This is a genomic window from Methylobacterium sp. WL19 (assembly GCF_008040005.1).
In the GTDB taxonomy this organism is placed as follows: Bacteria; Pseudomonadota; Alphaproteobacteria; order Rhizobiales; family Beijerinckiaceae; genus Methylobacterium; species Methylobacterium bullatum.
This window is the reverse complement of sequence record NZ_VRVC01000001.1, coordinates 26,979-50,376: the sequence shown is the minus strand read 5'-3', so window position 1 is coordinate 50,376 and position 23,398 is coordinate 26,979. Positions and strand designations below refer to the sequence as shown.

Annotated in this window: 37 protein-coding genes; 36 read left to right on the top strand and 1 reads right to left on the bottom strand. The window is 62.6% G+C overall.

Going from position 1 to position 23,398, the window contains the following annotated elements:
• Positions 1-63: 63 nt before the first annotated feature.
• The 22 genes from FV220_RS00335 (at position 64) to FV220_RS00250 (ending at position 12,308) form a co-directional block, all read left to right on the top strand.
• Positions 64-288 carry a helix-turn-helix domain-containing protein gene (locus FV220_RS00335; protein WP_147828942.1) on the top strand — a complete coding sequence of 75 codons (225 nt, stop codon included), beginning with the start codon at positions 64-66 and terminating at the stop codon, positions 286-288.
• On the top strand, positions 285-413 hold the full coding sequence (locus tag FV220_RS26335) for a hypothetical protein (protein ID WP_281406066.1): 129 nt from the start codon (positions 285-287) through the stop codon (positions 411-413). The genes FV220_RS00335 and FV220_RS26335 overlap by 4 nt, the downstream gene beginning before the upstream one ends.
• On the top strand, positions 410-958 hold the full coding sequence (locus FV220_RS00330) for a helix-turn-helix domain-containing protein (RefSeq protein ID WP_147828940.1): 549 nt from the start codon (positions 410-412) through the stop codon (positions 956-958). The genes FV220_RS26335 and FV220_RS00330 overlap by 4 nt, the downstream gene beginning before the upstream one ends.
• Complete coding sequence (locus tag FV220_RS00325) at positions 955-1,218, top strand: hypothetical protein (RefSeq protein WP_147828938.1); 264 nt, start codon at positions 955-957, stop codon at positions 1,216-1,218. The genes FV220_RS00330 and FV220_RS00325 overlap by 4 nt, the downstream gene beginning before the upstream one ends.
• Positions 1,218-1,577, top strand: coding sequence for a hypothetical protein (locus tag FV220_RS00320; protein WP_147828936.1), 360 nt, complete (start codon positions 1,218-1,220; stop codon positions 1,575-1,577). Before FV220_RS00325 ends, FV220_RS00320 begins: the two co-directional genes overlap by 1 nt.
• Positions 1,574-1,729 carry a hypothetical protein gene (locus FV220_RS25300; protein WP_187273282.1) on the top strand — a complete coding sequence of 52 codons (156 nt, stop codon included), beginning with the start codon at positions 1,574-1,576 and terminating at the stop codon, positions 1,727-1,729. Before FV220_RS00320 ends, FV220_RS25300 begins: the two co-directional genes overlap by 4 nt.
• On the top strand, positions 1,726-2,139 hold the full coding sequence (locus FV220_RS00315; RefSeq protein WP_147828934.1) for a VRR-NUC domain-containing protein: 414 nt from the start codon (positions 1,726-1,728) through the stop codon (positions 2,137-2,139). The genes FV220_RS25300 and FV220_RS00315 overlap by 4 nt, the downstream gene beginning before the upstream one ends.
• A 117-nt stretch (positions 2,140-2,256) precedes the next feature.
• Complete coding sequence (locus FV220_RS00310) at positions 2,257-3,051, top strand: ATP-binding protein (protein ID WP_147828932.1); 795 nt, start codon at positions 2,257-2,259, stop codon at positions 3,049-3,051.
• 6 nt (positions 3,052-3,057) lie between these two features.
• Positions 3,058-3,615 (top strand): DUF669 domain-containing protein, encoded by a 558-nt coding sequence (locus FV220_RS00305; protein ID WP_147828930.1) that lies wholly within the window; start codon positions 3,058-3,060, stop codon positions 3,613-3,615.
• A 94-nt stretch (positions 3,616-3,709) separates the two neighbouring features.
• The gene (locus tag FV220_RS00300) at positions 3,710-4,207 is read left to right on the top strand and encodes a hypothetical protein (protein WP_147828928.1); all 498 of its coding nucleotides are present in this window, start codon (positions 3,710-3,712) and stop codon (positions 4,205-4,207) included.
• Positions 4,207-5,166 carry an oxidoreductase gene (locus tag FV220_RS00295; protein WP_147828924.1) on the top strand — a complete coding sequence of 320 codons (960 nt, stop codon included), beginning with the start codon at positions 4,207-4,209 and terminating at the stop codon, positions 5,164-5,166. The genes FV220_RS00300 and FV220_RS00295 overlap by 1 nt, the downstream gene beginning before the upstream one ends.
• Positions 5,163-5,318 carry a hypothetical protein gene (locus FV220_RS25295; protein WP_187273281.1) on the top strand — a complete coding sequence of 52 codons (156 nt, stop codon included), beginning with the start codon at positions 5,163-5,165 and terminating at the stop codon, positions 5,316-5,318. Before FV220_RS00295 ends, FV220_RS25295 begins: the two co-directional genes overlap by 4 nt.
• On the top strand, positions 5,311-5,658 hold the full coding sequence (locus FV220_RS00290) for a hypothetical protein (RefSeq protein ID WP_187273280.1): 348 nt from the start codon (positions 5,311-5,313) through the stop codon (positions 5,656-5,658). Before FV220_RS25295 ends, FV220_RS00290 begins: the two co-directional genes overlap by 8 nt.
• Positions 5,598-7,265, top strand: a complete 1,668-nt coding sequence (locus FV220_RS00285; RefSeq protein ID WP_246689345.1) for a DEAD/DEAH box helicase — start codon at positions 5,598-5,600, stop codon at positions 7,263-7,265. The genes FV220_RS00290 and FV220_RS00285 overlap by 61 nt, the downstream gene beginning before the upstream one ends.
• On the top strand, positions 7,262-7,501 hold the full coding sequence (locus tag FV220_RS00280; RefSeq protein WP_147828920.1) for a hypothetical protein: 240 nt from the start codon (positions 7,262-7,264) through the stop codon (positions 7,499-7,501). Before FV220_RS00285 ends, FV220_RS00280 begins: the two co-directional genes overlap by 4 nt.
• Positions 7,498-7,833, top strand: coding sequence for a DUF6511 domain-containing protein (locus tag FV220_RS00275; RefSeq protein ID WP_147828918.1), 336 nt, complete (start codon positions 7,498-7,500; stop codon positions 7,831-7,833). The genes FV220_RS00280 and FV220_RS00275 overlap by 4 nt, the downstream gene beginning before the upstream one ends.
• Entirely contained in the window at positions 7,830-10,136 is a 2,307-nt protein-coding gene (locus tag FV220_RS00270) for a bifunctional DNA primase/polymerase (protein ID WP_147828916.1), read from the top strand. The genes FV220_RS00275 and FV220_RS00270 overlap by 4 nt, the downstream gene beginning before the upstream one ends.
• Positions 10,137-10,512: 376 nt before the next feature.
• Positions 10,513-10,848: a hypothetical protein gene (locus FV220_RS00265; protein WP_147828914.1), complete on the top strand. Its 336-nt coding sequence runs from the start codon at positions 10,513-10,515 to the stop codon at positions 10,846-10,848.
• Between the two features lie 40 nt (positions 10,849-10,888).
• Entirely contained in the window at positions 10,889-11,044 is a 156-nt protein-coding gene (locus FV220_RS25290; protein WP_187273279.1) for a hypothetical protein, read from the top strand.
• Positions 11,041-11,403 carry a hypothetical protein gene (locus FV220_RS00260; RefSeq protein WP_147828912.1) on the top strand — a complete coding sequence of 121 codons (363 nt, stop codon included), beginning with the start codon at positions 11,041-11,043 and terminating at the stop codon, positions 11,401-11,403. The genes FV220_RS25290 and FV220_RS00260 overlap by 4 nt, the downstream gene beginning before the upstream one ends.
• Positions 11,400-11,669 carry a hypothetical protein gene (locus FV220_RS00255; protein ID WP_147828910.1) on the top strand — a complete coding sequence of 90 codons (270 nt, stop codon included), beginning with the start codon at positions 11,400-11,402 and terminating at the stop codon, positions 11,667-11,669. The genes FV220_RS00260 and FV220_RS00255 overlap by 4 nt, the downstream gene beginning before the upstream one ends.
• Positions 11,670-11,696: 27 nt before the next feature.
• Positions 11,697-12,308, top strand: a complete 612-nt coding sequence (locus FV220_RS00250) for a hypothetical protein (RefSeq protein ID WP_147828908.1) — start codon at positions 11,697-11,699, stop codon at positions 12,306-12,308.
• A 153-nt stretch (positions 12,309-12,461) separates the two neighbouring features.
• On the opposite strand, the gene FV220_RS00245 is transcribed toward FV220_RS00250, so the two are convergent.
• Positions 12,462-12,737 (bottom strand): hypothetical protein, encoded by a 276-nt coding sequence (locus tag FV220_RS00245; protein WP_147828906.1) that lies wholly within the window; start codon positions 12,735-12,737, stop codon positions 12,462-12,464.
• A 59-nt stretch (positions 12,738-12,796) separates the two neighbouring features.
• On the opposite strand from FV220_RS00245, the gene FV220_RS00240 reads away from it, so the two are divergent.
• The 14 genes from FV220_RS00240 to FV220_RS00175 all read left to right on the top strand — a co-directional run bounded on the left by FV220_RS00240 (position 12,797) and on the right by FV220_RS00175 (position 23,378).
• Positions 12,797-13,123 carry a hypothetical protein gene (locus FV220_RS00240; protein ID WP_147828904.1) on the top strand — a complete coding sequence of 109 codons (327 nt, stop codon included), beginning with the start codon at positions 12,797-12,799 and terminating at the stop codon, positions 13,121-13,123.
• Between the two features lie 8 nt (positions 13,124-13,131).
• A complete protein-coding gene (locus FV220_RS00235) occupies positions 13,132-13,638 on the top strand; it encodes a helix-turn-helix domain-containing protein (RefSeq protein ID WP_187273278.1) in 507 nt (168 codons plus the stop codon).
• Positions 13,565-14,899 (top strand): terminase family protein, encoded by a 1,335-nt coding sequence (locus tag FV220_RS00230; protein ID WP_147828902.1) that lies wholly within the window; start codon positions 13,565-13,567, stop codon positions 14,897-14,899. Before FV220_RS00235 ends, FV220_RS00230 begins: the two co-directional genes overlap by 74 nt.
• Positions 14,900-14,973: 74 nt before the next feature.
• A complete protein-coding gene (locus FV220_RS00225) occupies positions 14,974-16,446 on the top strand; it encodes a DUF1073 domain-containing protein (RefSeq protein ID WP_187273277.1) in 1,473 nt (490 codons plus the stop codon).
• Positions 16,443-17,264: a phage minor head protein gene (locus FV220_RS00220; protein ID WP_210245927.1), complete on the top strand. Its 822-nt coding sequence runs from the start codon at positions 16,443-16,445 to the stop codon at positions 17,262-17,264. The genes FV220_RS00225 and FV220_RS00220 overlap by 4 nt, the downstream gene beginning before the upstream one ends.
• Complete coding sequence (locus tag FV220_RS00215; RefSeq protein ID WP_147828898.1) at positions 17,234-18,649, top strand: DUF2213 domain-containing protein; 1,416 nt, start codon at positions 17,234-17,236, stop codon at positions 18,647-18,649. Before FV220_RS00220 ends, FV220_RS00215 begins: the two co-directional genes overlap by 31 nt.
• A gap of 28 nt (positions 18,650-18,677) precedes the next feature.
• A complete protein-coding gene (locus tag FV220_RS00210; RefSeq protein ID WP_147828896.1) occupies positions 18,678-19,190 on the top strand; it encodes a hypothetical protein in 513 nt (170 codons plus the stop codon).
• A 75-nt stretch (positions 19,191-19,265) separates the two neighbouring features.
• Complete coding sequence (locus FV220_RS00205) at positions 19,266-20,312, top strand: major capsid family protein (RefSeq protein ID WP_210245926.1); 1,047 nt, start codon at positions 19,266-19,268, stop codon at positions 20,310-20,312.
• 49 nt (positions 20,313-20,361) lie between these two features.
• The gene (locus FV220_RS00200) at positions 20,362-20,805 is read left to right on the top strand and encodes a hypothetical protein (protein ID WP_147828892.1); all 444 of its coding nucleotides are present in this window, start codon (positions 20,362-20,364) and stop codon (positions 20,803-20,805) included.
• 103 nt (positions 20,806-20,908) lie between these two features.
• On the top strand, positions 20,909-21,163 hold the full coding sequence (locus FV220_RS00195; protein WP_147828890.1) for a hypothetical protein: 255 nt from the start codon (positions 20,909-20,911) through the stop codon (positions 21,161-21,163).
• A gap of 12 nt (positions 21,164-21,175) precedes the next feature.
• The gene (locus tag FV220_RS00190; protein WP_147828888.1) at positions 21,176-21,601 is read left to right on the top strand and encodes a DUF4054 domain-containing protein; all 426 of its coding nucleotides are present in this window, start codon (positions 21,176-21,178) and stop codon (positions 21,599-21,601) included.
• Positions 21,601-22,107, top strand: coding sequence for a hypothetical protein (locus tag FV220_RS00185; RefSeq protein ID WP_147828886.1), 507 nt, complete (start codon positions 21,601-21,603; stop codon positions 22,105-22,107). The genes FV220_RS00190 and FV220_RS00185 overlap by 1 nt, the downstream gene beginning before the upstream one ends.
• 277 nt (positions 22,108-22,384) lie before the next feature.
• Positions 22,385-22,777 (top strand): hypothetical protein, encoded by a 393-nt coding sequence (locus FV220_RS00180; RefSeq protein WP_147828884.1) that lies wholly within the window; start codon positions 22,385-22,387, stop codon positions 22,775-22,777.
• Complete coding sequence (locus FV220_RS00175) at positions 22,770-23,378, top strand: hypothetical protein (protein WP_187273276.1); 609 nt, start codon at positions 22,770-22,772, stop codon at positions 23,376-23,378. Before FV220_RS00180 ends, FV220_RS00175 begins: the two co-directional genes overlap by 8 nt.
• Positions 23,379-23,398: the final 20 nt, after the last annotated feature.

Here is a 23,398-nt window from a genome sequence, read left to right as displayed (position 1 = left end):
TTGCCAATGCGCACGTGCATAAAGGACTTGCCTCCTTGATGCGTATGCGTATATGCATTGTTCATGCAAGCGATCGCTCATATCAGAAAGCACGTGCTCCAGATTTCGCAAGCCCGGCTCGCCGAGGTTGCGAAGGTGGCCCAGGCGACAGTCTCGCGCTGGGAAGCTGGCGAGTTCGATCCCGGCCTTGCCGAGATTACCCGCATTCGGACGTGGGCCTTAGCCGAAGGCAAAGCCTGGGACGATGCATCCCTGTTTCTGAACCACAAGTCAGAGGAGGTCGCATGACCGCCGCGGCAACCCGCGCCTGCATCGTCGCGATGCTGGCCTGGCTGGTCTTCATCGGCCTGCAGCTCGGCGCCCGCGACGCCGCTCCCTTCGAGACAACCATTCCTTGGAGTGCTGGACGATGAGCACCGGAGCCCCGCTTCCCGTCTATAAGTACGCTTCTGGCGATGAGATGCTGCAGCGATACGCGGCCATCCGAGCTGCTACGTTCGCCCCGAGGCATGTGCCGGTAAAGCCGCCGACCTTCGTTCCTCAGACAATCAAGCCACCTGATCGGGCGGTGACGGTAAAAGCCGAGGCAGAGGTACGCGCGGCGTTCCTTGAAGCCACCCGAGAAGAGCGTGTCGAAACGCTCAAGATCCTTCGCATTGCCCGTGTTGTAGCGGCGGTGACCGGGATCACGGTGGAGGCCATTAAAGGGCAAAGCCGGAAGGCCCCGACGGTGAAAGCCCGTCAGATCGCGATGTTCATCGCTCTGAAAACCGGCCGCCCCCTGACTGCGTGCGGCCATGCTCTGGGCGAACGGCACCATACGACCGTCATCCATGCTCGTGACAAACTCAGCCCGATCGCTGAGCGCCTTGGGCTCGCCGGCTGCTCGGATGCCGTCGAGATCGCCCATCAATTGTGGAATGCCGATTGGCGTCTGGCTGACGGAGCCGCGCGATGATCGCGGCCCCCCATCAGCAGAAGCTCAAGTTGGACTGGCTCCCATCTCGGCTTGCCGGCCGGGTCGAGAGTGTAGTGGACGGTTTCCTTGCCGGGACACCATCCGCGGTGAATTACCCGAATGTACTCAACGCGTTGAACATCCTTTCTGTGGGTCACGCTGTCCCGTCCCTTCCTGTGGTCGACGATCAATCGACCACAGGAGCGATGGTGTGCGGCGCAACCAGAATTGCCTTTCCGAACAACCCGAGAGACGCGTGATGACGACAGTCAGCACAGCCAGTCGGTATGCCCGCCGCCTTGTGGAAGGCGAGGCCCGCACGACCGGTCAACCCATCAAGGAAGTTGCCAAACACGTCGCGACCCGGTTGCGGCAGCCCTATGGTTCGATCTGGGGGCTATTGTTCAGATCGCCGAAGACGGTGAGCGCCGAATTGCTGGTGGCGCTTCAGGAAGCCGTTGAGAAACAGGTCCGGCTGGAGATCCAGGCCCTTGAGAACGAACTTTTGGCAGTCCGTTTGGGCGCTCTTCGCCGCGATGCTGGAGCGTTGGAAGAGATCGAAGAGGGCATCGCGCGACTGAGAGCGCGGCTGGCCGGCGCGGTGGAGGACAAGCAATGATCCCCGCCCCCTCGCTCGTCACCACCTCCGTCGATCCCGAGACCGGCAACGTCGTCATTTACGGCGACGGCATCCCGCTCCTCCAAGTCACGCAGAGCAGCGCCCTTTGGGTTCTATCTCGGCTGGCCGAAGCACTGGCGAGATCGTCATGACCCCGCGCCCGCCGTCGGAAGAATGCATACAGGGCGAGATCGTCGTGGCGATGAGCCGGACCTTCGATGCTCGCACAGTGCACGTCGCCAACGGCGGCAAGCGCTCAGCCAAGGAAGGCGCAAAACTGCGCTCGATGGGCGTCTGGGCCGGGCACCCCGACCTGATCGTCTATGGCGATGACGACCGGTCATTCCTGATCGAAGTCAAGGATCAGATCCTAGCCCGCGAGCGTGAGGTGCCGACCGATCAGCGGTTCGACACGCTCGACCCTAAGCAGAAAGACGCTGTGCTCGAACTCCGAGCGCGCGGGAAGACCGTCCACGTCATCGACAATGTCGAGGACGCCCTTGCGGCAGGCCGAGCCTTCGGGCTGGCGCCCAAGACCATCCCCATTCGGGCGAGCGCCTAGCGCAGCCCACGAAGTCTGGCCGAGGTCTGCGCTTTGCGCAGCCGGGCCGCCATCCCGTCGCCGCCTCGGCCAGACGACCCCAGGCGACGGAAGCGGTCGAACTAACAGGAGCGATCAATGGCGATCGATTGGAACACCCTCACACAAAAGAAGCGGCCGAAGCCTCCGTGCATCCTGCTCTACGGGCCGGAGAAGTCTGGCAAAACGACCCTGTCCAGCGAGTTCCTGCGGCCTGTGTATCTCCAGACCGAAGAGGGCGATGGCGTCCTCGATATCGCGTCGCTGGGCAAGATCGAGACCTATGCCGAGCTGATGGACGCGATCGGCATGCTCTACAGCAACGAGCACGACTTCCAGACGGTCGTCCTCGACAGCGTTACCGCAGCCCAGGCCCTGGTTTGGGCCGAGACGGGCGAGCGCGGCGACGACAAGGGCAACAAGAAGAAGCGGATCGAGGATTTCGGCTTCGGCAAGGGCTACACCTACGCCCTGGCAGTTTGGCAGGAAGTTCTCGACGGGCTGAACGCCCTGCGCAACGAGCGCGGAATGACGATCATCATGATCGCCCACTCCAAGATCGAGCGCTTCGACGATCCCGAGACCGTCGGCTACTCCAGATATGAGATCGACCTTCACGAGAAGGCGCGCGATTTTCTGAAGCGTGAGGCGGACGTCGTCCTGCTGCTGAAGGCGGACGTCACCGTGAAGTCGGAAGACGCCGGCTTCAACAAGGTCCGCGCCATCGGGCAAGGCGGTCGCTCGGTCTGGATGCACGCCACCTCGCGGCCGGCCTACGCCGCGGGCAACCGCTACGGCATTCCCGAAAAGACGCTCTACGAGCCTGGCAAAGGCTTCTCGGCCCTGGCCCCGTACTTCCCCCATCTCACCCCCCTCGCCATTGCAGCGGAGTAAGCACCCATGTCCGATTTCATGAGCTCGTTCGATCCGACCGCGGTCGACACCACCGATGAGCGCGGTTCCGGCGACTTCTCTCCGCTGCCGAACGGCGACTACCTCGTCCAGATCATCGAAGCCGAGATGAAGGACACCAGCACGGGCGGGGAGATGCTGCGCATGACGCTGGAGGTTCTGGACGGACCCCAGCCCGGGCGCCGGGTCTGGGAGAACCTGAACGTCGTCAACAAGAACCCCGACACCGAGAAGTACGCTCGCCGCGACCTCGCGACGATCATGGCCGCAATCGGCCAGGGGCCGACGAACGACCTCACGCTCCTCTGCGGCCGGCCGTTCAAGGTCACGCTGAAGACCAACCCGGGCCGTGAATACAACGGCAAGACCTACGATCCGTCGAACGGTGTGAAGCGCTATCACGGCAAGGCCGGCGCACCCGCCAGCAAGACCCCTGCGGCGGCTCCTACGCCTCGTCCTGCGGCACCGGCCGCCACGGCCCGCGCGTGGGCCAACAAGGCGCCTGCGGCCCGGTCGCTGGCGAACGGTGACCAGCCGCCGTTCTAGCGAAGCCGGGCGGCTGGCACCGTCCCTGGAAGTTCGAGCCAGCCGCCCTCGTCCCCGTCTAGCCCCTTTCAGAGCCGTTCGGAGAACCCGTTCCATGGCACAGGACAATTGCGCCGTCATCAAACCCGTAGGCATCGGAGATGTGTTCGGGCGCCTTACGATCATCGGAGGCCCCTACAAAGAGAAGAGTAAAGTTCGTTGGCAATGCCGCTGTGAATGCGGCTCGACCAAGGATTTTCGCCACGATCATATCAGGTCTGGAGCAACAATCTCTTGCGGATGCGCCTACATAAAGCATGGCCACAGCTTGAGCGGCAAGAAAACGGCTGAGTATGACGCCTGGACAAATATGCATCAAAGATGCAGTAATCCAAATCATTTCAAATATAAGGACTACGGCGCTAGAGGTATTGTTGTTTGTGAACGATGGAATTCTTTTGAAACTTTTATCCATGACATGGGCATGCGGCCTGAAGGTCTGAGCCTTGAACGCATTAATAATGATGCAGGCTACAGCCCAGAAAATTGCAAGTGGGCTACTTACGCTGAGCAGATGAAAAACCGCCGCGCTTACCGTCGGAGGGTTGCATAATGACATTCCTCCCTCCCGCAACCGTAAGCGCAGTCAGCTTGATTGATGCGGCTTATGTATCCGCGGCCAGAAATGGTGATGGCGCCGGCATCGCTATGTCCGCTGTCTCCAATGAATGCCTGCGGTCTCTGTTCTACCAGTTCCGCTGGGTCGCCGACCCCGAACAGTCCGAAGGTCGCAAAGAGCGCATCTTCAAGACCGGCAACCTCTACGAGACCCGGTTGCTCGACGACCTCCGTGCGATCGGCTGCGACATCCAGGAAATCGACGAGACGACCGGTTCCCAGATGAAGGTCGAGCTCGCCGGCGGGCATCTCCGCGGCAAGGTCGATGGTCGTCTGACCGGCTTTCACACCGCACCTGAGCTCGAACGCGTGGTCGAGGCGAAGTCGATGAACGAGCGCAGCTTCAAGGCGCTCGTGAAGGCCGGGAACGTCCGTGAGGGCAAGGCTGAGCACTATGCCCAGATCCAGATGTACCTCCATGGGACCGGCATCAGGCACGGCATCTACATCGCGGCCTGCAAAAACGATGACGCAATCTACGTCGAGGAGGTGCCCTACGACGCGGCGTACTGCCTCGCGATCGAGGCACGCATCCAGCGTGTCATTGACGCCCAAAGCCCGCCCGCGCGGCTCTACGACGATCCGAACGCCAAGGTCGCGTTCACCTGCAACTTCTGCCGTGCCAAGAGCCAGTGCCACGAGGGCGCCTTCGCCCGGGTGAACTGCCGGACGTGCCTCTTCAGCGAGGCTCATGACGGCCCGCGCTGGGTTTGCACGCGGGACAATCGCACGCTGTCCTATCGCGATCAGCAGGCCGGCTGCGCCGGTCACCGCTTCATTCCCGGACTGGTCCCGGGCGAGCAGATCGATGCCGATCAGGAAGCCGAGACGATCACCTACCAGCTCGCCGATGGAGCGGTGTGGGTCGATGGTGCTGTGGAGGTGGCGGCATGAGCGAGGTCATCGAAGCCGTCCGATACGATCTCGTCCAGATCCTGGCCGACCTATTGGTCGCCGCAGACGAAGCCACTGCCGTTGTCGCGCTCGCAGCTGCGCATAAGCGGATCGATGCAGCATTCGACGCGATGGAGGTCAGCGATGGCTGAGCTTCCTACTGCCGAATTGCGGAATAGAGTGCATCAGGTGCTCGATCCGCTCTGGATGAATGCTCTCGACAATGGCGGCTATCGAGAGAGCAAAAAGCGGTTTCTGCTGAAAACCAGCACTCGCCAGTTCCAGAAAATTGCTCGCGAACGTGTCTACGCATGGCTTGCCGAGCAGATGTGGTTACGCCCGGCCGATTGCCACGCTGCCCGCTTCACCATTGACCAGTGTCACGAGGCGATCAGCCTTCTTGAGAACGTGACCTACGTCGAGATCCGCAAATGGGCGCAGCGCCAGAAGTCCGCCCAGAAGTTGGCAAGGATGGAGGCTCGCGCATGTTAGACCTGAGGTATTACCAGCGCGAAAGCCTCGACGCCCTCTACGCCCATTTCAAGGACGGCGGCCAAAACGGCCTGATCGTGCTTCCGACCGGCGCCGGCAAGGCGCTGGTGATCGCGGCCCTCATCACCGAGATCATGGGCTGGTACCCCGAAAAGCGTATCGCGGTCGTCACGCACAGTCGCGAGCTCGTTGCCCAGAACCATGCCGAACTGAAAGCGTACTGGCCAGCCGCGCCGGCGGGGATCTACTCGGCCGGGCTCGGCCGCAAGGACACCCGCAGCAAGATCCTGTTTTGCGGCATCGCCTCGGTCCACAACAAGACCCGTCTCCTCGGCGCGTTCGATTTCGTTATCGTGGACGAATGCCACCTGATCCCACGAAACCGGGACACCTTCTATGGCCGGTTCCTGCGGGACCAGGCTGGCGCTCGCCTGATCGGGCTGACCGCCACCCCGTTTCGCCTCGACAGTGGTCGGCTGAACACGGGCGAGGACGCCATGTTCGAGGCGGTCGTCTACGACGCCAACGTCCGTGATCTGATCGAGAAGGGCTACCTGTCGCCGCTCATCTCCAAGGCGACCATCACCAAGCTCGACACGAACGGCGTGGCCAAGAGGGGCGGGGACTACGTCCCGGGCCAGTTAGCCGAAGCGGTCGATCAGGAAGAGATCACCCGGGCCGCGGTGGCCGAGGTGGTCGAGCGGGGCAGGGATCGACGAGCCTGGCTGGCATTCTGCTGCTCCGTCGAGCACGCGATCCACGTCCGCGACGAAATCCGATCCCACGGCATCACGGCCGAGACGGTCACGGGCGAAACGCCATCGGGCGAGCGGGACCGGATCATTCGGGACTTCAAGGCCGGCCGCATCCGATGCCTGACCAGCATGGCGGTGCTCACCACGGGCTTCAACGTGCCGGCAGTCGACATGCTGGCGCTGCTACGCCCGACGAAATCCGCCGGTCTCTACATTCAGATGGTCGGCCGGGCGATGCGTAAGGCCGTGGGAAAGGACAACGCCCTCGTCCTTGATTTTGCCGGCTGCGTCCGTGAGCACGGGCCGATCGACTGCGTCCAGATCCGAGAGCCTGGGGCCAAGGCCGGCATCGCGCCGACGAAGGAGTGTGAGCACTGCCACAGCTACATGCCGATCTCAGCCATGGTCTGCGAGGATTGCGGTAGCGAATTTCCGCTGATCGAGCGGGGACCGCGAGAGATCAAAATCGAGCGGGAGGCGGACAGCACGAGCCTGATCCTCTCGACGGAGCCGCCGACCGAGCTTCGCGTGAAGTCGTGGCGCTTCCGGGTTCACGAGAAGAAGAACGAACTCGGCGATGTCTCACGCACGCTGCGGGTCGATTTCTTCTGCGGCCTCACCAACCCCAGCATCTGGCTTTGCCCCGAACACCGCGGCGCCATGCGCCACAAGGCCGAGCGCTGGTGGAAGATGGCCGGTGGCGACGTAATGCCATCGACCGCGGCGGAATGCGTTGCGCTCGCCGATACCTTGGAGCGGCCGACGTCGATCAAGACGCGGCCCAACGGCAAATACACGGACGTGGTCGGCTACGAGTTCGCGCCCGTCCTGCAGCTGGAGGCGGCGGAATGATCGATCTGAACAACACCGAAGGATGGGAGCCGATAGCTACGGCTCCACGCGATGGAAGCGTGATCTGGGTAATGGACCCGGACTGCGGTGCTTTTCTCATGCGCTGGAGCGCGTCGACGACCAATCCGATGTTCTCTGACGCGACCGGTATGTGGCTGGCAACCGATGGCAGCCTGACGTGGTGCGAAGACACTGACGCCGGGCCGACGTGGTGGCGAGCTCAGATACTGCAATGACCCGCCCCCTCGACAACCCCGGAAGCTGCTTCGTCTGCCGGCGATCCGCGTCCGGTTTTGGCGTTCACCGCGGCGAACAGGTCGGCTGGATGTGCCTGACCTGCCGCGACACCCGATCGGGAGTGATTGCGATGTCCATCCTCACCCAGACCTTCGACCAGTACGAGCGCGATGCGCTGATCTACGCCGGCAACGAGGCGGGAGAATATCTGGACAGCCTCGGCACGACCGACCTCTCCGCCTTGCCCCCGGAAAACTACCAGCGCTTTTTGGAAATCGTCGTGAACTCGTTTGGCGAGGGCATGCGCCACAGCCTGAAGGACGCCGCATGAACACGCTCCTCCCCTTTGTGTTCGACCCTGCCATCCATCAGGTTCTGTCGAACGTCTCGGTCGCCCTCGACCTCGCGCAGAGCGGCGTCAGTGTTTTCCCCTGTCAGGCGGAGGGTGAGAAGGCGAAGTGCCCGGTCCCAGGCCTGTTCTGGCGCAATCAGAGCACCACCGACCCTCGTCGGATCGAACAGTGGTGGGAGCGGTGGCCGGATGCCATCCCGGCGATCGATCTGGCGAAGTCCGACCTCCTTGTGATCGACTGCGATGGCGAGGTCGGGCTAGCCGATTGGGCTGAGGTTTCTGCTGGTCGCTCCGACAATGCTCCAAGCGTGCGCAGCCCCCGCGGTGGCGAGCACGTCTACTTTAAGCGCAACGGCCGGAAGCTCGGCAACTCGACCGGCAGCCTGCCCGGGAAGCGGATTGGGCCAAGCGGCGACATGGAAGGCCTCGATGTCCGCGGGGCAGGGGGGTACGTCATCGCCCCGTGCGCGACCATGCTGGACGGTCGGCGCTACGAGCCCAGCGACATCAGCATCCATCATGCCGACGAGATCCCAGATTGGCTTCTTGAGATCCTAGAAGGGCATCGGCAGGCCGAGGCCACGGCCGTTCCGATGGCGCCCGGGAAGCCTGTCTCTGATGAGCGCAAGCGCGCCTATGGCGAGCGGGCGCTGTCCGAGGAGATGGCGGCCTTAGCTGCGAAGGGGCCGGGCGAGCGCAACGAGGCTGCCAACAAGATCGCGTTCCGGATTGGCCAGCTCGTCGGCGGTGGATGCCTGACCGAGGCCGAAGCCTACAGCCATCTGCATAACGCGGCAGCGTCCTGGGGCATCTCGGCTAACGACAAGGCGCTTGGGCCGCGGGGCACGATCGCTCGCGCGATTCGCGACGGCGCGCGTTCGCCGCGGTTCGTGCCGGATGACTTCTCTGAGGTTGATGCCGACACCTATGCGCGGGCCATCATCACCACGAAGGAAGGCACGTTCGACGCGACCACGGGCGAGGAGATCAAGCCCATCGTCGCAGAGCCGGCCGAGGACTATCCGGACGAGGCCCTGCAGGTCGGCGGGCTGGTTGGCGAGATTGCCGACTGGATCATGTCGACCGCGATGTACCCATGTCGTCTGTTCGCTGTTTCCGCGGCCCTCGCGGCGGTCGGGACTGTAGTCGGGCGGCAAGTCTATACCGGCGTGCCGCGGGCTGGGTCCGCCTTGTACTGGCTCATCATCGCGCCAACCGCGGGCGGCAAGGACCGGCCGCAGGAAGCACTGAAGCAGGCCCTCCAGGCCGCAGACCTTGGGCATCTCATCAAAGGGTCTGTCTCATCGTCCGCGAAGCTCGGAATGACCCTGATCGAGCAGCCGGTGCAATGTCAGGTGATCGACGAGGTGGGAAAGGTTCTGCGGAAGTTCGTCAGCCGCAACGCCTCCAGCCAGGAAATGAGCCTGCTCGACGACTATTGCTCGATCTGGGGCAAGAACCTCGGCTCGTTCGAGCCGGAAGGGGTGACCGTCAGGACCGACTCGACGATCCGGCAGCCGTCGCTCACTTTTTTCGGCGCCACCACCCCGACGGCGTTCTATACGCAGCTACGATCAGCCCAGGTTGCTGGCGGCTTCCTCAACCGCTTCCTCGTCATGCAGCGTCACAAGCGCGTTCCGGAGAACGCCAACGTCCAGCCCGAGGACGGCGTGCCGGAGGTCATCGTGGAGGGCTTGAGACGGCTTCACACGTGGCAGGACTGCGTGGCGGGTCGGGTCTCCGATCAGGTCAAGGACGCGCTTCTCCCGCCAGATCCGTGCGTGATCCCAACTAGCCGAGAGGCTGATGTGCTCCTGCTGGAGGCCCGGGCCAAGGCTCGAACCTGGATCGTAGCGTCTGACGACAATCCCATGCTTGAGGTCTACGCGCGCTCGGCCGAGATGGTGAAGCGCATGGCGCTAATCCTGGCCTGCGGGCGGCATTGGCAGGACATGACGCGGTGTCGGATTGAGGTCTGTGACGTGGCCTATGCCAACGGTCTGGTGAATTGGTCCATGGGTTCGTTCGTCGAGGGCCTGAGCCAGCACATGGCCGAGAATGAGCACCAGGCGAACGCCAAGATGGTGCTGAGCATGATCCGGAAGGCCGGCACCATGCCGCGCTTCAAGCTGGTTCGGCAGATCGACGGTAGGCTCGATGCCCGGACTTTGGACAGCGTTCTGAACAATCTGGTCGAGGGTGGATCGGTGGAGAAACTGACCGAGGCCAGCGGCGAAAAGGGTGGCCGGCCGAGGACGGATTACGTCTACCGAGGGGGGTAGTTATTGCGGAAAATGGCTTCCGAATGGGGGTTTTGTCGGGTCGCTCGGAAGGTCGTTTCCGGGCGATTTTTCGTTTCAAGAGGGGGTTATGGCGGGTTTCAGGGGGGTTCTTTCGGGTGCGTTTTCCGACAAAACCTCCGCCCTCTAACTCATTGTTATATATATAGAAAAAAGATATTTTTTCTTAATTATATAGTTTTGTCGGTTTCTTCGGGGCGGTATATGAATTTTCTCTCTTTTTATCAGTATGCATACCCTTGACCGACAAAACCTACAAAACCTCCCCAAGCAATAACCTGCGGATGGCGAAGTCCGGAGTCAGCAACCAGCCCGATCGCGATGGTATAACCCCTCATCACCTGAGCGGGCCGGCGCGATGGATCAATCCGAACTCGATGACGCGACCAAGGGCCGGGAAGCCTACGAGGCTTTCATCCACCTGTTCATGCATCCGTTCGACCACGACGAGGATGTGATCCTGTCCGTTGTCGAGGCTGGTGACGGCCAGCCGATGGTTCTCGTGGAGGCGGATGCCGAAACCCTGCTCTTGACCGTCCAAGAGGCGATGGATGCCTCCGCGGTCCTCACGATGGTCGCCCGCTTACTGGACGACGAGCCAGACGCCCCGGTCATCCTCGAACTGGCGCATGACATCACCGAGATCGTCGCCGAGGCCCTGGGCATGGAGGCTGCCGAATGCGTGCTCCACTGACCTCTCCCCGTCAGTCCCCGACCGCAGAGAGGGACGCGCGATGAACTGGCCATCAGCTTTCACGGCCCTCGTCATGACCGTCGAGAATATCCTGATCCTCGGCGGCACTGGCTATGCCGTGTTCGTCCTCGGCGCGAGCGGATGGTGGTTCGTGCTCGCCGTGCTCTGCCTGAACATGTGGAGGTCGAAGGCATGACCCTTACCGACAAAGCAGCCAGCTTCGCCAGAACCGAAACAGAGGAGGGGGCCGTGGGAGACGTACCGGAGATGATTGAGCGCGTGGCGAGGGCGCTGGTTCTCGATTATGGCGGCCATCCCGACCAAGTCCTGGGCTTCTCCAGCGCTAGCGCTGCGCTTTGGACATTCTACGTTCCGGCTGCCCGCGCCGCCATCGCCGCGATGCGCGAGCCGAATGAGGCCCTCCTCGGCGAGCTTCACGATAAGGTGCGGATTGAAGTCCGCCCCGAAGAGCGCGGCGCGTACATCACGAACGCTGATGCCATGTGGGCCGCTGGCATCGACGCCGCCCTCGGCAACCCTCCGGCGGCGCGATGAGCAACGCCCCGCACTTCGATCCTCTCAACGCCTCCTCCGAGGAAGAGGCCGACATGGTTCGCGGATACCGCGAGGCTGGAGACATGAGTGCCGTCTTGGAGATGGAAGGCGTCGCCTACGAGCACGGCTGGCGGATGCGCAGGAACGACATGGCCGGTGTGGTGGATGCCGATCAGCGCAATCTAGCGCGGCGGTATCTCTGCCTCCGCCAACCCATCAGCGTCTGGTCTCCCCAATCCGGCTTCAGCATTGAGACTTTCAACTAACCCCTTCCCGACACCCGGAGACGCCCGATGGCCTTCGCCAGAACACCCGAGCAGATCGAACGCTTCCGGAGCCTCGCAGCGCCCCGTCGCGAGGCCAATGGCAGGAAGCAGCGCCCAACCACCTCGGCGGCCCGTGTGGAGGCCAGGAAGGCAAAGGACGACATGTCTGAGACCGAAGCACTGAGCGTCGCGCTAAGCCAGCCTCATCGGAGGCCATTTAAGTCCTCACGCCTGGACCCGAAGCTCGGCATGCGCGATCCGCGAGCGGGCTACCCGATCGGGCGCCTCTACCTCGAAGGCACACTGACCATCGACCAGTTCAACACCAGCCACCGCTACATCGAGCTCTACGAGCGATATGCCCATCAGGTGGTCGGCGTCGCGCCGAAGTTCCCGTGCCAGGCCATCAGCGACGCGCCGGGCGGCAAGTCCACTGGCCGGGAGATGACATTCGAGGAAGCCGACAAGATCAAGGCGCAGTGGCACGAGGCTCAGACCGCGCTCGCCGACACTGGCGAATGGGCCGCGTGTGCCGGCGCTCTCGTCGCCATCGGCGTGATGCTCAAGAACCCGAGGAACGACGCGGAGCTTGGATCGCTGCGGGTTGGGCTGAACGCCCTTCACAAAGTGTGGAAGTAGGGCGTTGACACGGCGTTCAAAAAATTCCATGGTCACGTCGTTATCGGGCGCTTTGCGTCCTCAGGGCTGGTCCGCAGGGGCTGGCCCTTTTGTTTTTCCGCCCGCATCGTCCCGCCCATCCCCCAATTCGCCGCTGAGGCGGTAGAGAGCCAGCTAGCCTCGCAGCAGAGTCAGGAAAGCCTCAATCTCTGAAGCCTGCTTGTCCCATGTATCATACCTTCCGGCGATGAACGTCCCGCCGGGTGTGATGATTTTCTTGACGAAGCCGACTTCAAATCGTTTCGCTCGCGATGCTCCTGCCTCACGTACTCTCAGGCACCTATCCACGATGTCGAGAATTTCGACGTTGGTCATTCGCTCCTCAGGCGTATCGGCCGAGTAGCCGCGCCGAACGATGACTTCTCGGGCATGGACGGGCTTCGCAGGCATTTGAATTTGGCTCCTCTCAGCCGCCAATCCTGTTCGCTAACGATATCAAAGGCAACGACATGACAACCATCGCCATGCGCAATGCCCTTCAGTCGATGGGCGCTTCCCTTGAGACCGGCGGACTTCTCGTCAACGAGGCGATCGACGCTGTCGTCTCCGCTCATGAGCATGGTGGCAAGGCTGCCTTCGACGAGCGTATCGACCACCTTCGTGCTGTCGTCATCGGGTATGCGGATACGGCGAAGTCGCACCGCGACATGGCTCTTCACGTTGCAGGGCTGCCGGGGTTCGTTCCGAATGAGTCGGTGGCCCCTGTCACCGACAGCACCGATCCCGAAGTTGCAGCCGCTGCTTCGCGGAAGGGTTCGGGCAAGGCGGACGCCTGAGGGCTGGAATGGCAGACAGCGACGAGGCCCACGACAATCCAGTAGGCCGCCCCACTGCCTACAAGGCTGAGTTCGCCGAACAGGCTCGCAAGCTGTGCTCCCTTGGGGCGACGGACATCGAACTCGCAGATTTCTTCAGCGTAAGTTCCTCGACGTTTTACCTTTGGCGGAATGTGCATCCGGAATTTTCGGAGGCAGTCACCGCGGGGAAGGATAGCGCTGACGACCGGGTTGAGCGCGCCTTCTACAATCGGGCAGTCGGATACACCTTCGAGAGTGAGAAGGTCTTCCAACACCAGGGACAGATCATTCGCGCAGAGACTCGTGAGCATGTGCCCCCGGATGCCGGTGCCGCTCTGAACTGGTTGAAGAACCGCCGCCCCGATAAGTGGCGCGATAAGCAGGTGGTTGAGCACGACGGCAAGGTCGAGATTGGTGCTGATGCAGCCTTCGGAGATCTTGTCGGAGCGTTGGAAGCTGCTGCCCGCCTCAAGTCAGGCGGCTCTGGCAGCTAGATCTCGCTGGATAGACCGGGCTCGTCCGGCTCAGATTACGCCGGAAGGACTAGACTGGTCGACGTGGCTGATCCTTGCGGGCCGTGGCTGGGGGAAAACCCGGACGGGTGCCGAAGACGTTGCTTGGTACGGGGCCAGCAAGCCTGGCGTCCGGATCGCTGTCATCGGCCCTACCTACGCCGACGCGAGAGACACCTGCATTGAGGGCGAAAGTGGCATTCTTGGGGTTCTTCCTCGTGAAGCCGTCGATACATGGAACCGCTCCCTCGGCGAACTGATCCTCACGAACGGGTCGCGCTACAAGCTCTTCTCAGCGGACGAGCCGGATCGTCTTCGCGGGCCGCAGCATCACCGAGCCTGGTGCGACGAACTCGCGGCATGGACGAAGCCCGATACTTGGGACCAAATGCTTTTCGGGCTCAGGCTCGGCGAGCACCCTCAGGTGGTCGTCACCACGACGCCGAAGCCGACGCCGCTCGTTCGCAGATTGGCGCTGGATGCCCGTACGCGCCTTACGAAGGGTCGGACGCTAGACAATGCAGCCAACCTCGCTCCGAGCGCTCTAGAGCAGCTTCAGGCGCGATACGCAGGCACGCGGCTGGGCAGGCAGGAACTTGAAGCCGAGATCCTCGACGATGTACCTGGGGCCTTGTGGACTCGGGCCATGATCGACGAGGCGCTTAAGCCCGTTGCTCTGCCCGCCATGAAGCAGATCGTTGTGTCGATAGATCCTTCCGGAACGAAGGGCGATGCCGACAGCGGAGACAGCATCGGGATTGTCGTAGCAGGTAAGGGCGTGGATGGCAGGGCCTATGTGCTTGCCGACCGAACCTGCAAGCTGTCACCGAATGGATGGGGCCGGCGCGCGGTCGAGGCCTATCACGAATTCAAAGCCAATATGATCATCGCAGAGCGCAACTTCGGCGGCGCGATGGTCGAGCACGTAGTTCGAACCGCCGACCCTTACGTTCCGTACGAAGAGGTCGTGGCTTCCCGCGGCAAGGCTATTCGAGCCGAACCGGTCGCCGCCCTGTACGAGCAGGGGCGTGTTTCGCATGTCGCTGGCATGACCGATCTGGAGGATCAGATGTGCCAGATGGCGGGAGATGGATACCTCGGCGAAGGATCGCCGGATCGGCTTGATGCGATGGTGTGGGCTCTTTCACACCTGATGTTGGGGGAGGTCGCTCGGCCGCTTCGCGTCAGTTCACAGGCCGTCGCTCAGTCCATGGCATCAAGCCCTCGACGTGCCCGGTTCTGATGGCAACCTCGCGCCAGCGCCGCCTCGCGCCCAATGCTAAGCAATCCTCGCCTAGTAAGGCGAAGATACACCCGATGTCGGTGCATCAGTCGCGCCAGAAGCCTCGCGAGGAGGGCATTGACCCATATGCAGCCGAGCGGCTGAATGGCCTGTTCCCATCCAGCGTCTTAGGCGAAGGCTCCGGGCAAATCGCTCAGGACGGTGCGATAGCCGAGGTCTCCAATTGGGCTTCGGCCGGCTACGCTGATTACGCTCTGTCGGAGGGCGTTGCCTTCCTCGGGTACCCCTACTTGGCCGCGCTGTCTCAGAGGGCCGAATACCGCAAGATCGTCGAGGTTATCGCGACCGAGATGACGCGGAAATGGATCAGGATCACCTCTCAGGGAGACGACGATAAGTCGAAGCGCATCAGGGCGATCGAAGAGGCGTTTGATCGGCTCAACATCCGCGACGCATTTCGACGCGCGGCTGAGCAGGACGGGTTCTTCGGCCGCGCCCACATATTCATTTCGCTCAAAGGGGATGATCAGCCCAACGAACGGGCCGCTTCGATTGGTGACGGTCGAGATGAGACGTCCCGCGTCAAGGTGCCGAAGGGAAGCCTTCAGCGCCTGGTGACTGTTGAGCCATACTGGGTGGCCGCCAATCCCATCAGCTTCAATTCGATGGACCCGCTCGCCCCGGATTTCTATCGCCCCAACAATTGGAACGTGATGGGCAAGCAGGTGCATACCTCGCGCCTGTTCACCTTTGTCGGCCGTTCGGTGCCGGATGTCTTAAAGCCGGCCTACGCTTTCGGCGGCCTTGCGATGACGCAAATGGCCAAGCCCTACGTCGACAACTGGCTGAAGACCCGAGAGAGCGTTTCAGACCTGATCGCATCGTTCTCTGTGAGCGGCGTTAAGGGAATGGATATCGTCGACGCGCTCGCCAATGGGCAGATGGAAGACCTCTTCAACCGGATCGAAGTGTTCAACAATCTGCGTGACAATCGCGGGTTCATGGCGCTGATGGCCAATGAGGAATTCTTCAACGTCTCCACTCCGCTTGGGACGCTTGATAAGCTGCAAGCCCAAGCGCAGGAACAGATGGCAAGCGTCAGCGGCATCCCGCTGGTCAAGCTCCTCGGCGTCACCCCATCGGGGCTAAACGCCTCGTCTGATGGCGAAATCCGGGTCTTCTACGACTACATCCATGCCTACCAGCGGCTGCTGTTTGGCCCCAACCTGAAGCGGCTTCTGAGCATTGTTCAGCTCTCTGAATTCGGCGATGTAGACGAGAGCATCGGCTTTGAGTTCGAGCCGTTGTGGGAGATGTCGGACAAGGAGAAGGCAGATGTCCGCCTCGTCGAGGCGCAGACGGCTCAAGCCTACGTCGACAGCAGCATCATTCTTCCTGAGGAGGAGAGAAAGCGGCTTAGTTCCGATAAGGACGGCACCTATCAAGGGCTGGATCTCTCCCTTGATATCGCGCCCGACCCGACAGAGTTGCTGAGCGAGCCGCCAGAGCCCGATCGGAATGATGAGGGCCGAGAGGCGGCAGAGTGAACCTCGACCAGCACTTCGACGCTTCGGCGCGCTATCGTAGGGCTCTTGCCCTTGATGAGGCCCGAAGCGGTTTCGGCTCTGGTCGAGATCGTGAGCCATCCCCACAATCGGCGCTCAAGCGTGCCAAGAAGCTGGAGAACTCCTACGGCGCTCGCCTTCGCAAGATCGCGAGACACATCGGCGACATCGTTACGGGCTTCGATCTCAGTACACCGCAGGGTGCGGTTTTCATCGGTTCAGCCCTTCGTCGGTACGCCGACATGCTCGACCCCTGGGCTCGGTCTGTCGGCGCCCGGATGGTCGCTGAGGTTGCCGCGGCCGACAAGCTAGGATGGCGGCGTCTTTCGACGGTTATGGGCCGCGCCCTGCATCGCGAGATCGAAGAGGCTCCGACCGGGCAGGCCATGCGCGCCTCCATGGAGCGCCAAGTCACGCTGATCAAATCGCTCCCACTCGATGCTGCGGAGCGCGTCCATCGCCTCACGGTCGAGGGCATCTCGCAAGGCCGCCGCGCCGACGAGATCGCCAGAGACATCATGGCGACGGGTGAGGTGACCAAAAGCCGGGCGACGCTGATCGCCAGGACCGAAGTCAGCCGCACCGCCACAGAGCTCACCAAGGCAAGGGCCGAGTACGTCGGGTCCACGGAATTTATCTGGCGCACGGCTGGCGATGGCGACGTTCGAGACAGCCACAAGCGCCTCAATGGCAAGGTCTTCCGGTGGGATGCGCCGCCTGAGTGTGACCCCGGCCACCACGCCTTGCCTGGGGGAATTTGGAACTGCCGATGCTATCCAGAAGCAGTGATCCCAGACTGAAAGACACGCTCGCCTTCGACCGTGCCTCGGCTCGAGTCTTCGACGCGGACGGCCATCTTCATGTCAAGCGGACGGCCATCAGCAAGGCATGCGTGAACGAGTATCTGGGCCGAGAAATTCCCGACTGGGAAAGCCTCGGGCTCAATGCCGAGCGTCGCTATTCGCTTCTGCGAGACCCCGCCGAACTGGCGGAGGCCGCCGAAAGCTTCAACAACAAGCCGCTGCTGTTCGACCACAACCCGATCAGCGCGGACGAGCACGATCATAGCCGTACGGTCGGCGTGGTCAGCAACCCGGTCTTTCAGGAGCCTTACCTCTACGCGGACCTCGCGTGCTGGTCTGGCCCTGCGATCCGTCTGATTGAGGACGGGTCACAGAAGGAACTGTCGAGCGCGTATCGCTACGAGCCTGACATGACGGCCGGCACCTACGACGGTGTCCGGTACGACGGTGTGATGCGGAACCTTGCCGCGAACCACGTCGCCCTGGTCCGTAAGGGCCGAGCCGGACCCGATGTCGTGGTCGGCGATTCCATGGAGAACTTACAAATGGCAAGCACCGCCCTGTCGGGTGCCGCTGCGCAGACGCAGGGCGCTCTCGCCGTCTACCTCCGCACGAAGCTGGCCCAGGACGCGAAGGTCGATCTCGGCCCGATCGTCACCGGCCTGACCTCGAAGAAGTTCAAGAGCCAGATCCCGTTGATCGTCCTCGGCGTTCAGAAGGCTGTCCGCGGCAAGCTCGCCCAGGACGCCGACATCGAGGACGTGGCCGAGGTGATCGAGGCCCTGGCCGAGATCCTTCCGCCCGAGGCCGAAGCCGACGTCAAGGCCGCCGTCGAAGGCAGCGACGTCACCGAGGACGATGACACCGCCCTTCGCGCCATGCTGAAGGCCAAGGGCCTCTCGGACGAGGAGATTGATCGCATCTGCGGCGGCGCGGCTACTGCGGCCCTCGACGAGAAGGACGAGGCCGCCAAGAAGGACGAGGACAAGAAGGCCATGGACGCAGCGATCAGGACCGCGACCAAGGGTATGGTGTCCAAGGCGGCAATGGATGCCGCTATCTCGGATGCGGTGACCAAGGCGCAGTCCGAGACCGCCGCACATCTCAACGCGATCTCGGATGCTCGCCGCACGGTCCGTCCGTGGGTCGGCGACCTCGCCATGTCCTTCGACAGCGCTGAAGAAGTGCTTCGTACCTCGCTCAAGATGCTCGGCCGCAATGCCGCAGGCAAGCACGCCGATGCCCTGATGGACATCCTGGAGAGCTGCCCGAAGCCTGGTGACAAGCCCGCCTCTTCGACCCGCATCGCTCAGGATGCTGCATCGCTCAAGTCCTTCGACGACCGCTTCCCCGGTGCTGCCCGCATCGGCTTCGCCGCCTAATCGGGCGCTCAGCACAGGAGAATAGACCATGGGTTTCCCCGCTTCCGTCTCTTACGCCCCGGCGCCCGCCGTTGAAGGCGATTTCTGCGATGCCAATCCTCGCTCGACCGTCAATGCCGGCTCTGGCGGCCTCGTCGTCGGCGCGGCCGGCGTTCAGGTCGGTCGCTTCGCATGGGCGGCAGCGCCCAACGACGCCAACGGCGCCCCCGCGACCGTGACCAATGCCGGATCGGGCGCGCCCACCGGTTTTGTGCATCGCGAGTTGCAGGGCCTGAACACCGTGTTCCTGTCCGAGTCCACCAATCTGGTGCCGGCCGGCTTCGCGATCACGCTGTTCAAGTCCGGCGGCTTCTGGGTCATCAACCGCGGCGCCGCTGCTGCCACGATCAATCAGAAGGCTTTCGCGAGCAACACCGACGGCTCCGTCGCCTTCGCTGCTGCCGGCGCTACCGTCGCCGGCTTCACCGAGACGAAATGGATCTGCATGTCCCCCGGAGCGGTGGGCACCCTCATCAAGATCTCCTCCCAGCCGAACGGCTGATGCGGATCGGCTAGAACGGAGATTACACCAATGAATGCACTCGAAGCCCGCTCTCAGTTTCAGAGCGACAAGGACATGCTCGCGGATCGCGGCATGGTCCTTGACGGCGTCTATGCCTACGCGACGCCCGACATGAAGCGCGACTACACCGTCGCGATGGATGGCCTTCCGCCCGGCCTGACTGCGGCGAACGCCGGCATCCCTGCCATGCTCACCACCACGATCGATCCGAACGTGATCACGGTGCGCTTCACCCCCACCAAGGCCGCCGAAATCCTCGGCGAGCAGAAGAAGGGTGACTGGCTGCAGGACACCATCGCGTTCGGCGTCGTCGAGCACACCGGCGAAGTGTCGAGCTACGGCGATTATGCCAACAACGGCATGGTCGGCGTGAACATGAACTGGCCGCAGCGTCAGAACTACCTGTACCAGACGATCTCCGAGTACGGAGAGCGCGAGCTGGGACGCGCGGGCCTCGCCGGCATCAATCTCGTCGCTGAGAAGGACGCCGCTGCCGCCAACGTGATGGGGCGGTTCGAGAACGCCATCTATCTGTTCGGCATCCAGGGCATCCAGAACTACGGTCTGATGAACGATCCCGCGCTCGGCCCGACGCTCACCCCGTCGACCAAGGCAGCGGGCGGCACCACGTGGCAGACCACCGGCGGAGCTCCGAACGCGACGTCGAACGAGGTCTACAACGACTTCCTGGCTCTCTTCAGCCAGCTTGTCACGCAGACCGCGGGTCTCGTTGAGGCTACCGACGAACTGGTGCTGGTGCTCTCGCCTGGCAGCGCCGTTGCCCTTAGCTACATCAACCAGTTCAACCTCAAGGTCCGCGAGGCCTTGATGTCCGAGTTTCCGAAGCTGCGCATCGTGACGGCCGTCCAGTACGGCAAGCAGTCGGCCGCCAACCCGCAGGGCGTTGCCGCCGGCAACTTCATGCAGCTGATCGCCAAGACCATTGACGGTCAGGATACGGGCTTCGCCGCCTTCTCCGAGAAGATGCGCCAGCACAACCTCGTCACCGAGATGTCCTCCTACAAGAAGAAGTGGTCCGGTGGAGCATGGGGCGCGGTGATCCGCGTGCCGTACGCCGTCGTGTCCATGACGGGCATCTGACGTGGGCGCCCCTCAGCCCAACCAGCCGGTGCGCCAGGGCGTAGCACCGATGAACACCGTAACCGAGGCCCGTGAGGTCGTCTCGGTGGCCTGTAAGCTCCCGAGTGGCTTCATCATGCGCGAGTTCACTCCGCAGGCCGAAACGGAACTCGTTCTCGGCGGAGGCTCGCGCGATGTCACGGTCCACCGTGAGACCGGGCGACAGGTCGTGGTCAAAGGCGTGGCCTATCGTTTCGGCTCTCCGCCTCCGGTTCTCGTCAACGGCTATCGCATCACTCGCGATGTGCCCAAAGACCTCTGGGACAACTGGTACGAGGCGAACAAGGCCAGCGATCTCGTCCGGAATCATATCGTCTACGCCGATGTGCGTCATGACGATGTGAAGGCGTGGGGTCGTGACCATGAAGCCGCGCCCAGCGGCTTTGAAGGCATCGACCCGGATGGGCCGAACAAGCGTGTGCGCGGCATCGAGCGCGCCGACAGGCCGAAGTAGGAGCACTCCAATGGCTGATACCGTGAAAGTTGGCTGCCGCCTACCGCAGGGCGTTCGGCTTCGTGTCTTCGAGCCAGGCAAGAATGCTCTCGGCGAGCCTCAGATGAACGAGATCGGCGGCATCGATCTGGCCGGCTCCGGCCAGCATGTCACAGCGCCCGGCGGGCTGCAGACTGGCGACGACGACGTCTTCTTCAACGAAGTCCCGTCGGATCTCTGGGGAAAGTGGCTGAAGGCCAACGAGGGCAGCGATCTCGTCACCAGCGGCGCTGTGTTCGCCAAGGGGCATGATCTGGTCGAGAAGGATGCGGATGCTGAGGCATCCAAGCGACCTGTCGGCCGTCCTCGGGCATCCTGAGGCACTTCACCCATGACCGTGACGCGCGACAGCTTCACCGCTGTCTTCAAGGAATTCAGCGATATCACCGCGTATCCTGACGCCGCCGTCACGTTCTGGATCGGCCAGGCCGAGGCGTCGCTGCCGCAGTCCATCGCGACGGCTCAACTCGACCTCGCCACCATGCTCTACGTTGCCCATAATTTGACGCTGAGCACTCTCGGCGCCGCCGGCGGCGGAGCAGGGGCTTTTGCCCCAACGACATCCAAGTCGATCGATAAGGTCTCGAAGTCCATGGACCCGAGCCTGGTCATGACGGCCGGCGCGGGGATCTGGAACGCGACCGCATACGGACAGCGTCTCTATGCGTTGCTTCGGAGCTTCGGGACCGGTGGATTCTATCGCCCGTCACGGCGAGCCGCCGCGATCACCGCGGCTCAGGGTTACCCCTACCGCTGATGACCGTCACCATCACGAAGGACCGCGTGGCTGAGATGCTGCGGTCTGTCCGCGGCCTCACTCGCAACGAGGTGCTGATCGGGGTGCCCGACAGCAACGCAGAGCGGGCGGTCGATCCGGAAAACCCCACCCCTCTCTTGAATGCCGCCATCGGGTATCTGATGGAGACCGGCGCTCCGGAGCGGAACCTGCCGGCCCGCCCCTTCCTGGTCCCTGGCGTCACGGAAGCCGCTCCAGCCCTAGTCGAACGGCTCAAGAAGGCCGGGAACGCGGCGATCCTCAGTCCTGGCGGGAAACAGATAGTCGATCAGGCCATGCACGCGGTCGGGCTGCTCGGCCAGAACGCTGTACGCGGCAAGATCACGGAAGGACCTTTCGTTCCGCTCGCCGAGATGACCCTGGCGATGCGCCGAGCCCGCGGTCGGACAGGCACGAAGCCTTTGATCGACACCGGGCAGTTGAGAAATTCTGTGACCTACGTCGTGCGGCCGAAGGGGAAGAAGTGATGGTTATCATAGAAGACCTTTCCCTCGCTGGACGTGTAACGACGCTTCTTGACGACCTGCGGAAGCAGGGACGAATGTCGGGGGCTGAGGCGCAAGTCGTTCTTGATGTCCTCTGGCATCCGAGCTTCCCAGAATTTCTTCGTCAAGCGGTCAGTGCTCCTCAGGTGTCTGTGGTCGAAGGGGTGAACCGCGATAGCAGCCTGTCACCTTCGGTCCCACGCCGTCTCAATGCCAATCCGCCTCAAGGCAGCGTCGGGTCAGTAGCTTTCGAGCAATAATGCCCCGCCCCCTTCTCGACGTCTCGGACGTTCTCGACGATCCCGATTTTCAGGACACCACGCTTACCGTCCGGCGCTCTGTCGTCACCGTCGGTGCGCACGGTCGCGGTGAAGCCTCGGAGCAATCCCTGCCGTTCGCTGGCGTCGTCATCCAGAACGACAGCGGCAGCCTCGTCCGTGCCCCTGAGGGTCAGTACGTCCGCGGCTCCCTGACGATCTATACCCGCTTCCCTCTGACCTCCGGCAACGACACGATGGAGGCCGACGTCGTCCAGTGGAATGGCCTCGACTTCACCGTCGTCAATCCCATCGACTGGTCGTCCTATGGCGCGGGCTACATCGCTGCCGAGTGCCAGTTGGTCCCGCTGAACGCGACCTACGCGAATGGCTGACAGCTCAACCGGCGGCTACCTTCGGCCCACCACCGAAGCGCCTCCCTACGACATCGACCTTGATGAGGTGATGCAGGGTGTCGTCGTCGGGATGACTGGCCTGCCCGACGATTTGGTCCGCCCGCGCTGGCAGCCCGTCCAGCCTCGGCAACCCAATCACGACGAGGACTGGTGCGCCGTAGGTGTCACCGCGATCCTCCCCGACGGCAACCCTGCGATCTCCCACAAGGGCGCAGGAGAGGGTTCTAGCGTTCTGACCCGACACGAGGTGCTGGAAACTCTCGCGAGCTTCTACGGGCCAACCGCGCGCTCCTACGCGGCCATGTTTCGTGATGGTCTCTACGTCTCGCAGAACCGCGAGCAGATGTTCTTCAACGGCATGGGTTTGATCGACGTCGATCCGATCCGTTCGGCCCCCGAGCTTCTCAATCAAAACTGGCGCCGTCGCTACGACGTGGCCTTCCGCTTCCGTCGTCGCGTCGACCGTACCTACGCGATCCTGAATGTCTTGCAGGCTGCCGGCACCATCCATGGCGATGGCGGCTCTGTCACGGGCGTTGCCGCCTACGAAAAGCCATTTATTACCCCGGTTGAGCCATAATATATCCCGCTGCAAGCGGC

What these genes read in the sequence shown, in the direction of transcription:
- FV220_RS00335 (WP_147828942.1), top strand. Translation starts at nt 64, where the DNA reads ATGCAAGCGATCGCTCATATCAGAAAGCACGTGCTCCAGATTTCGCAA.
- FV220_RS26335 (WP_281406066.1), top strand. Translation starts at nt 285, where the DNA reads ATGACCGCCGCGGCAACCCGCGCCTGCATCGTCGCGATGCTGGCCTGG.
- FV220_RS00330 (WP_147828940.1), top strand. Translation starts at nt 410, where the DNA reads ATGAGCACCGGAGCCCCGCTTCCCGTCTATAAGTACGCTTCTGGCGAT.
- FV220_RS00325 (WP_147828938.1), top strand. Translation starts at nt 955, where the DNA reads ATGATCGCGGCCCCCCATCAGCAGAAGCTCAAGTTGGACTGGCTCCCA.
- FV220_RS00320 (WP_147828936.1), top strand. Translation starts at nt 1,218, where the DNA reads ATGACGACAGTCAGCACAGCCAGTCGGTATGCCCGCCGCCTTGTGGAA.
- FV220_RS25300 (WP_187273282.1), top strand. Translation starts at nt 1,574, where the DNA reads ATGATCCCCGCCCCCTCGCTCGTCACCACCTCCGTCGATCCCGAGACC.
- FV220_RS00315 (WP_147828934.1), top strand. Translation starts at nt 1,726, where the DNA reads ATGACCCCGCGCCCGCCGTCGGAAGAATGCATACAGGGCGAGATCGTC.
- FV220_RS00310 (WP_147828932.1), top strand. Translation starts at nt 2,257, where the DNA reads ATGGCGATCGATTGGAACACCCTCACACAAAAGAAGCGGCCGAAGCCT.
- FV220_RS00305 (WP_147828930.1), top strand. Translation starts at nt 3,058, where the DNA reads ATGTCCGATTTCATGAGCTCGTTCGATCCGACCGCGGTCGACACCACC.
- FV220_RS00300 (WP_147828928.1), top strand. Translation starts at nt 3,710, where the DNA reads ATGGCACAGGACAATTGCGCCGTCATCAAACCCGTAGGCATCGGAGAT.
- FV220_RS00295 (WP_147828924.1), top strand. Translation starts at nt 4,207, where the DNA reads ATGACATTCCTCCCTCCCGCAACCGTAAGCGCAGTCAGCTTGATTGAT.
- FV220_RS25295 (WP_187273281.1), top strand. Translation starts at nt 5,163, where the DNA reads ATGAGCGAGGTCATCGAAGCCGTCCGATACGATCTCGTCCAGATCCTG.
- FV220_RS00290 (WP_187273280.1), top strand. Translation starts at nt 5,311, where the DNA reads ATGGCTGAGCTTCCTACTGCCGAATTGCGGAATAGAGTGCATCAGGTG.
- FV220_RS00285 (WP_246689345.1), top strand. Translation starts at nt 5,598, where the DNA reads ATGGGCGCAGCGCCAGAAGTCCGCCCAGAAGTTGGCAAGGATGGAGGC.
- FV220_RS00280 (WP_147828920.1), top strand. Translation starts at nt 7,262, where the DNA reads ATGATCGATCTGAACAACACCGAAGGATGGGAGCCGATAGCTACGGCT.
- FV220_RS00275 (WP_147828918.1), top strand. Translation starts at nt 7,498, where the DNA reads ATGACCCGCCCCCTCGACAACCCCGGAAGCTGCTTCGTCTGCCGGCGA.
- FV220_RS00270 (WP_147828916.1), top strand. Translation starts at nt 7,830, where the DNA reads ATGAACACGCTCCTCCCCTTTGTGTTCGACCCTGCCATCCATCAGGTT.
- FV220_RS00265 (WP_147828914.1), top strand. Translation starts at nt 10,513, where the DNA reads ATGGATCAATCCGAACTCGATGACGCGACCAAGGGCCGGGAAGCCTAC.
- FV220_RS25290 (WP_187273279.1), top strand. Translation starts at nt 10,889, where the DNA reads ATGAACTGGCCATCAGCTTTCACGGCCCTCGTCATGACCGTCGAGAAT.
- FV220_RS00260 (WP_147828912.1), top strand. Translation starts at nt 11,041, where the DNA reads ATGACCCTTACCGACAAAGCAGCCAGCTTCGCCAGAACCGAAACAGAG.
- FV220_RS00255 (WP_147828910.1), top strand. Translation starts at nt 11,400, where the DNA reads ATGAGCAACGCCCCGCACTTCGATCCTCTCAACGCCTCCTCCGAGGAA.
- FV220_RS00250 (WP_147828908.1), top strand. Translation starts at nt 11,697, where the DNA reads ATGGCCTTCGCCAGAACACCCGAGCAGATCGAACGCTTCCGGAGCCTC.
- FV220_RS00245 (WP_147828906.1), bottom strand. Translation starts at nt 12,737, where the DNA reads ATGCCTGCGAAGCCCGTCCATGCCCGAGAAGTCATCGTTCGGCGCGGC.
- FV220_RS00240 (WP_147828904.1), top strand. Translation starts at nt 12,797, where the DNA reads ATGACAACCATCGCCATGCGCAATGCCCTTCAGTCGATGGGCGCTTCC.
- FV220_RS00235 (WP_187273278.1), top strand. Translation starts at nt 13,132, where the DNA reads ATGGCAGACAGCGACGAGGCCCACGACAATCCAGTAGGCCGCCCCACT.
- FV220_RS00230 (WP_147828902.1), top strand. Translation starts at nt 13,565, where the DNA reads ATGCAGCCTTCGGAGATCTTGTCGGAGCGTTGGAAGCTGCTGCCCGCC.
- FV220_RS00225 (WP_187273277.1), top strand. Translation starts at nt 14,974, where the DNA reads ATGTCGGTGCATCAGTCGCGCCAGAAGCCTCGCGAGGAGGGCATTGAC.
- FV220_RS00215 (WP_147828898.1), top strand. Translation starts at nt 17,234, where the DNA reads ATGCTATCCAGAAGCAGTGATCCCAGACTGAAAGACACGCTCGCCTTC.
- FV220_RS00210 (WP_147828896.1), top strand. Translation starts at nt 18,678, where the DNA reads ATGGGTTTCCCCGCTTCCGTCTCTTACGCCCCGGCGCCCGCCGTTGAA.
- FV220_RS00205 (WP_210245926.1), top strand. Translation starts at nt 19,266, where the DNA reads ATGCTCGCGGATCGCGGCATGGTCCTTGACGGCGTCTATGCCTACGCG.
- FV220_RS00200 (WP_147828892.1), top strand. Translation starts at nt 20,362, where the DNA reads ATGAACACCGTAACCGAGGCCCGTGAGGTCGTCTCGGTGGCCTGTAAG.
- FV220_RS00195 (WP_147828890.1), top strand. Translation starts at nt 20,909, where the DNA reads ATGAACGAGATCGGCGGCATCGATCTGGCCGGCTCCGGCCAGCATGTC.
- FV220_RS00190 (WP_147828888.1), top strand. Translation starts at nt 21,176, where the DNA reads ATGACCGTGACGCGCGACAGCTTCACCGCTGTCTTCAAGGAATTCAGC.
- FV220_RS00185 (WP_147828886.1), top strand. Translation starts at nt 21,601, where the DNA reads ATGACCGTCACCATCACGAAGGACCGCGTGGCTGAGATGCTGCGGTCT.
- FV220_RS00180 (WP_147828884.1), top strand. Translation starts at nt 22,385, where the DNA reads ATGCCCCGCCCCCTTCTCGACGTCTCGGACGTTCTCGACGATCCCGAT.
- FV220_RS00175 (WP_187273276.1), top strand. Translation starts at nt 22,770, where the DNA reads ATGGCTGACAGCTCAACCGGCGGCTACCTTCGGCCCACCACCGAAGCG.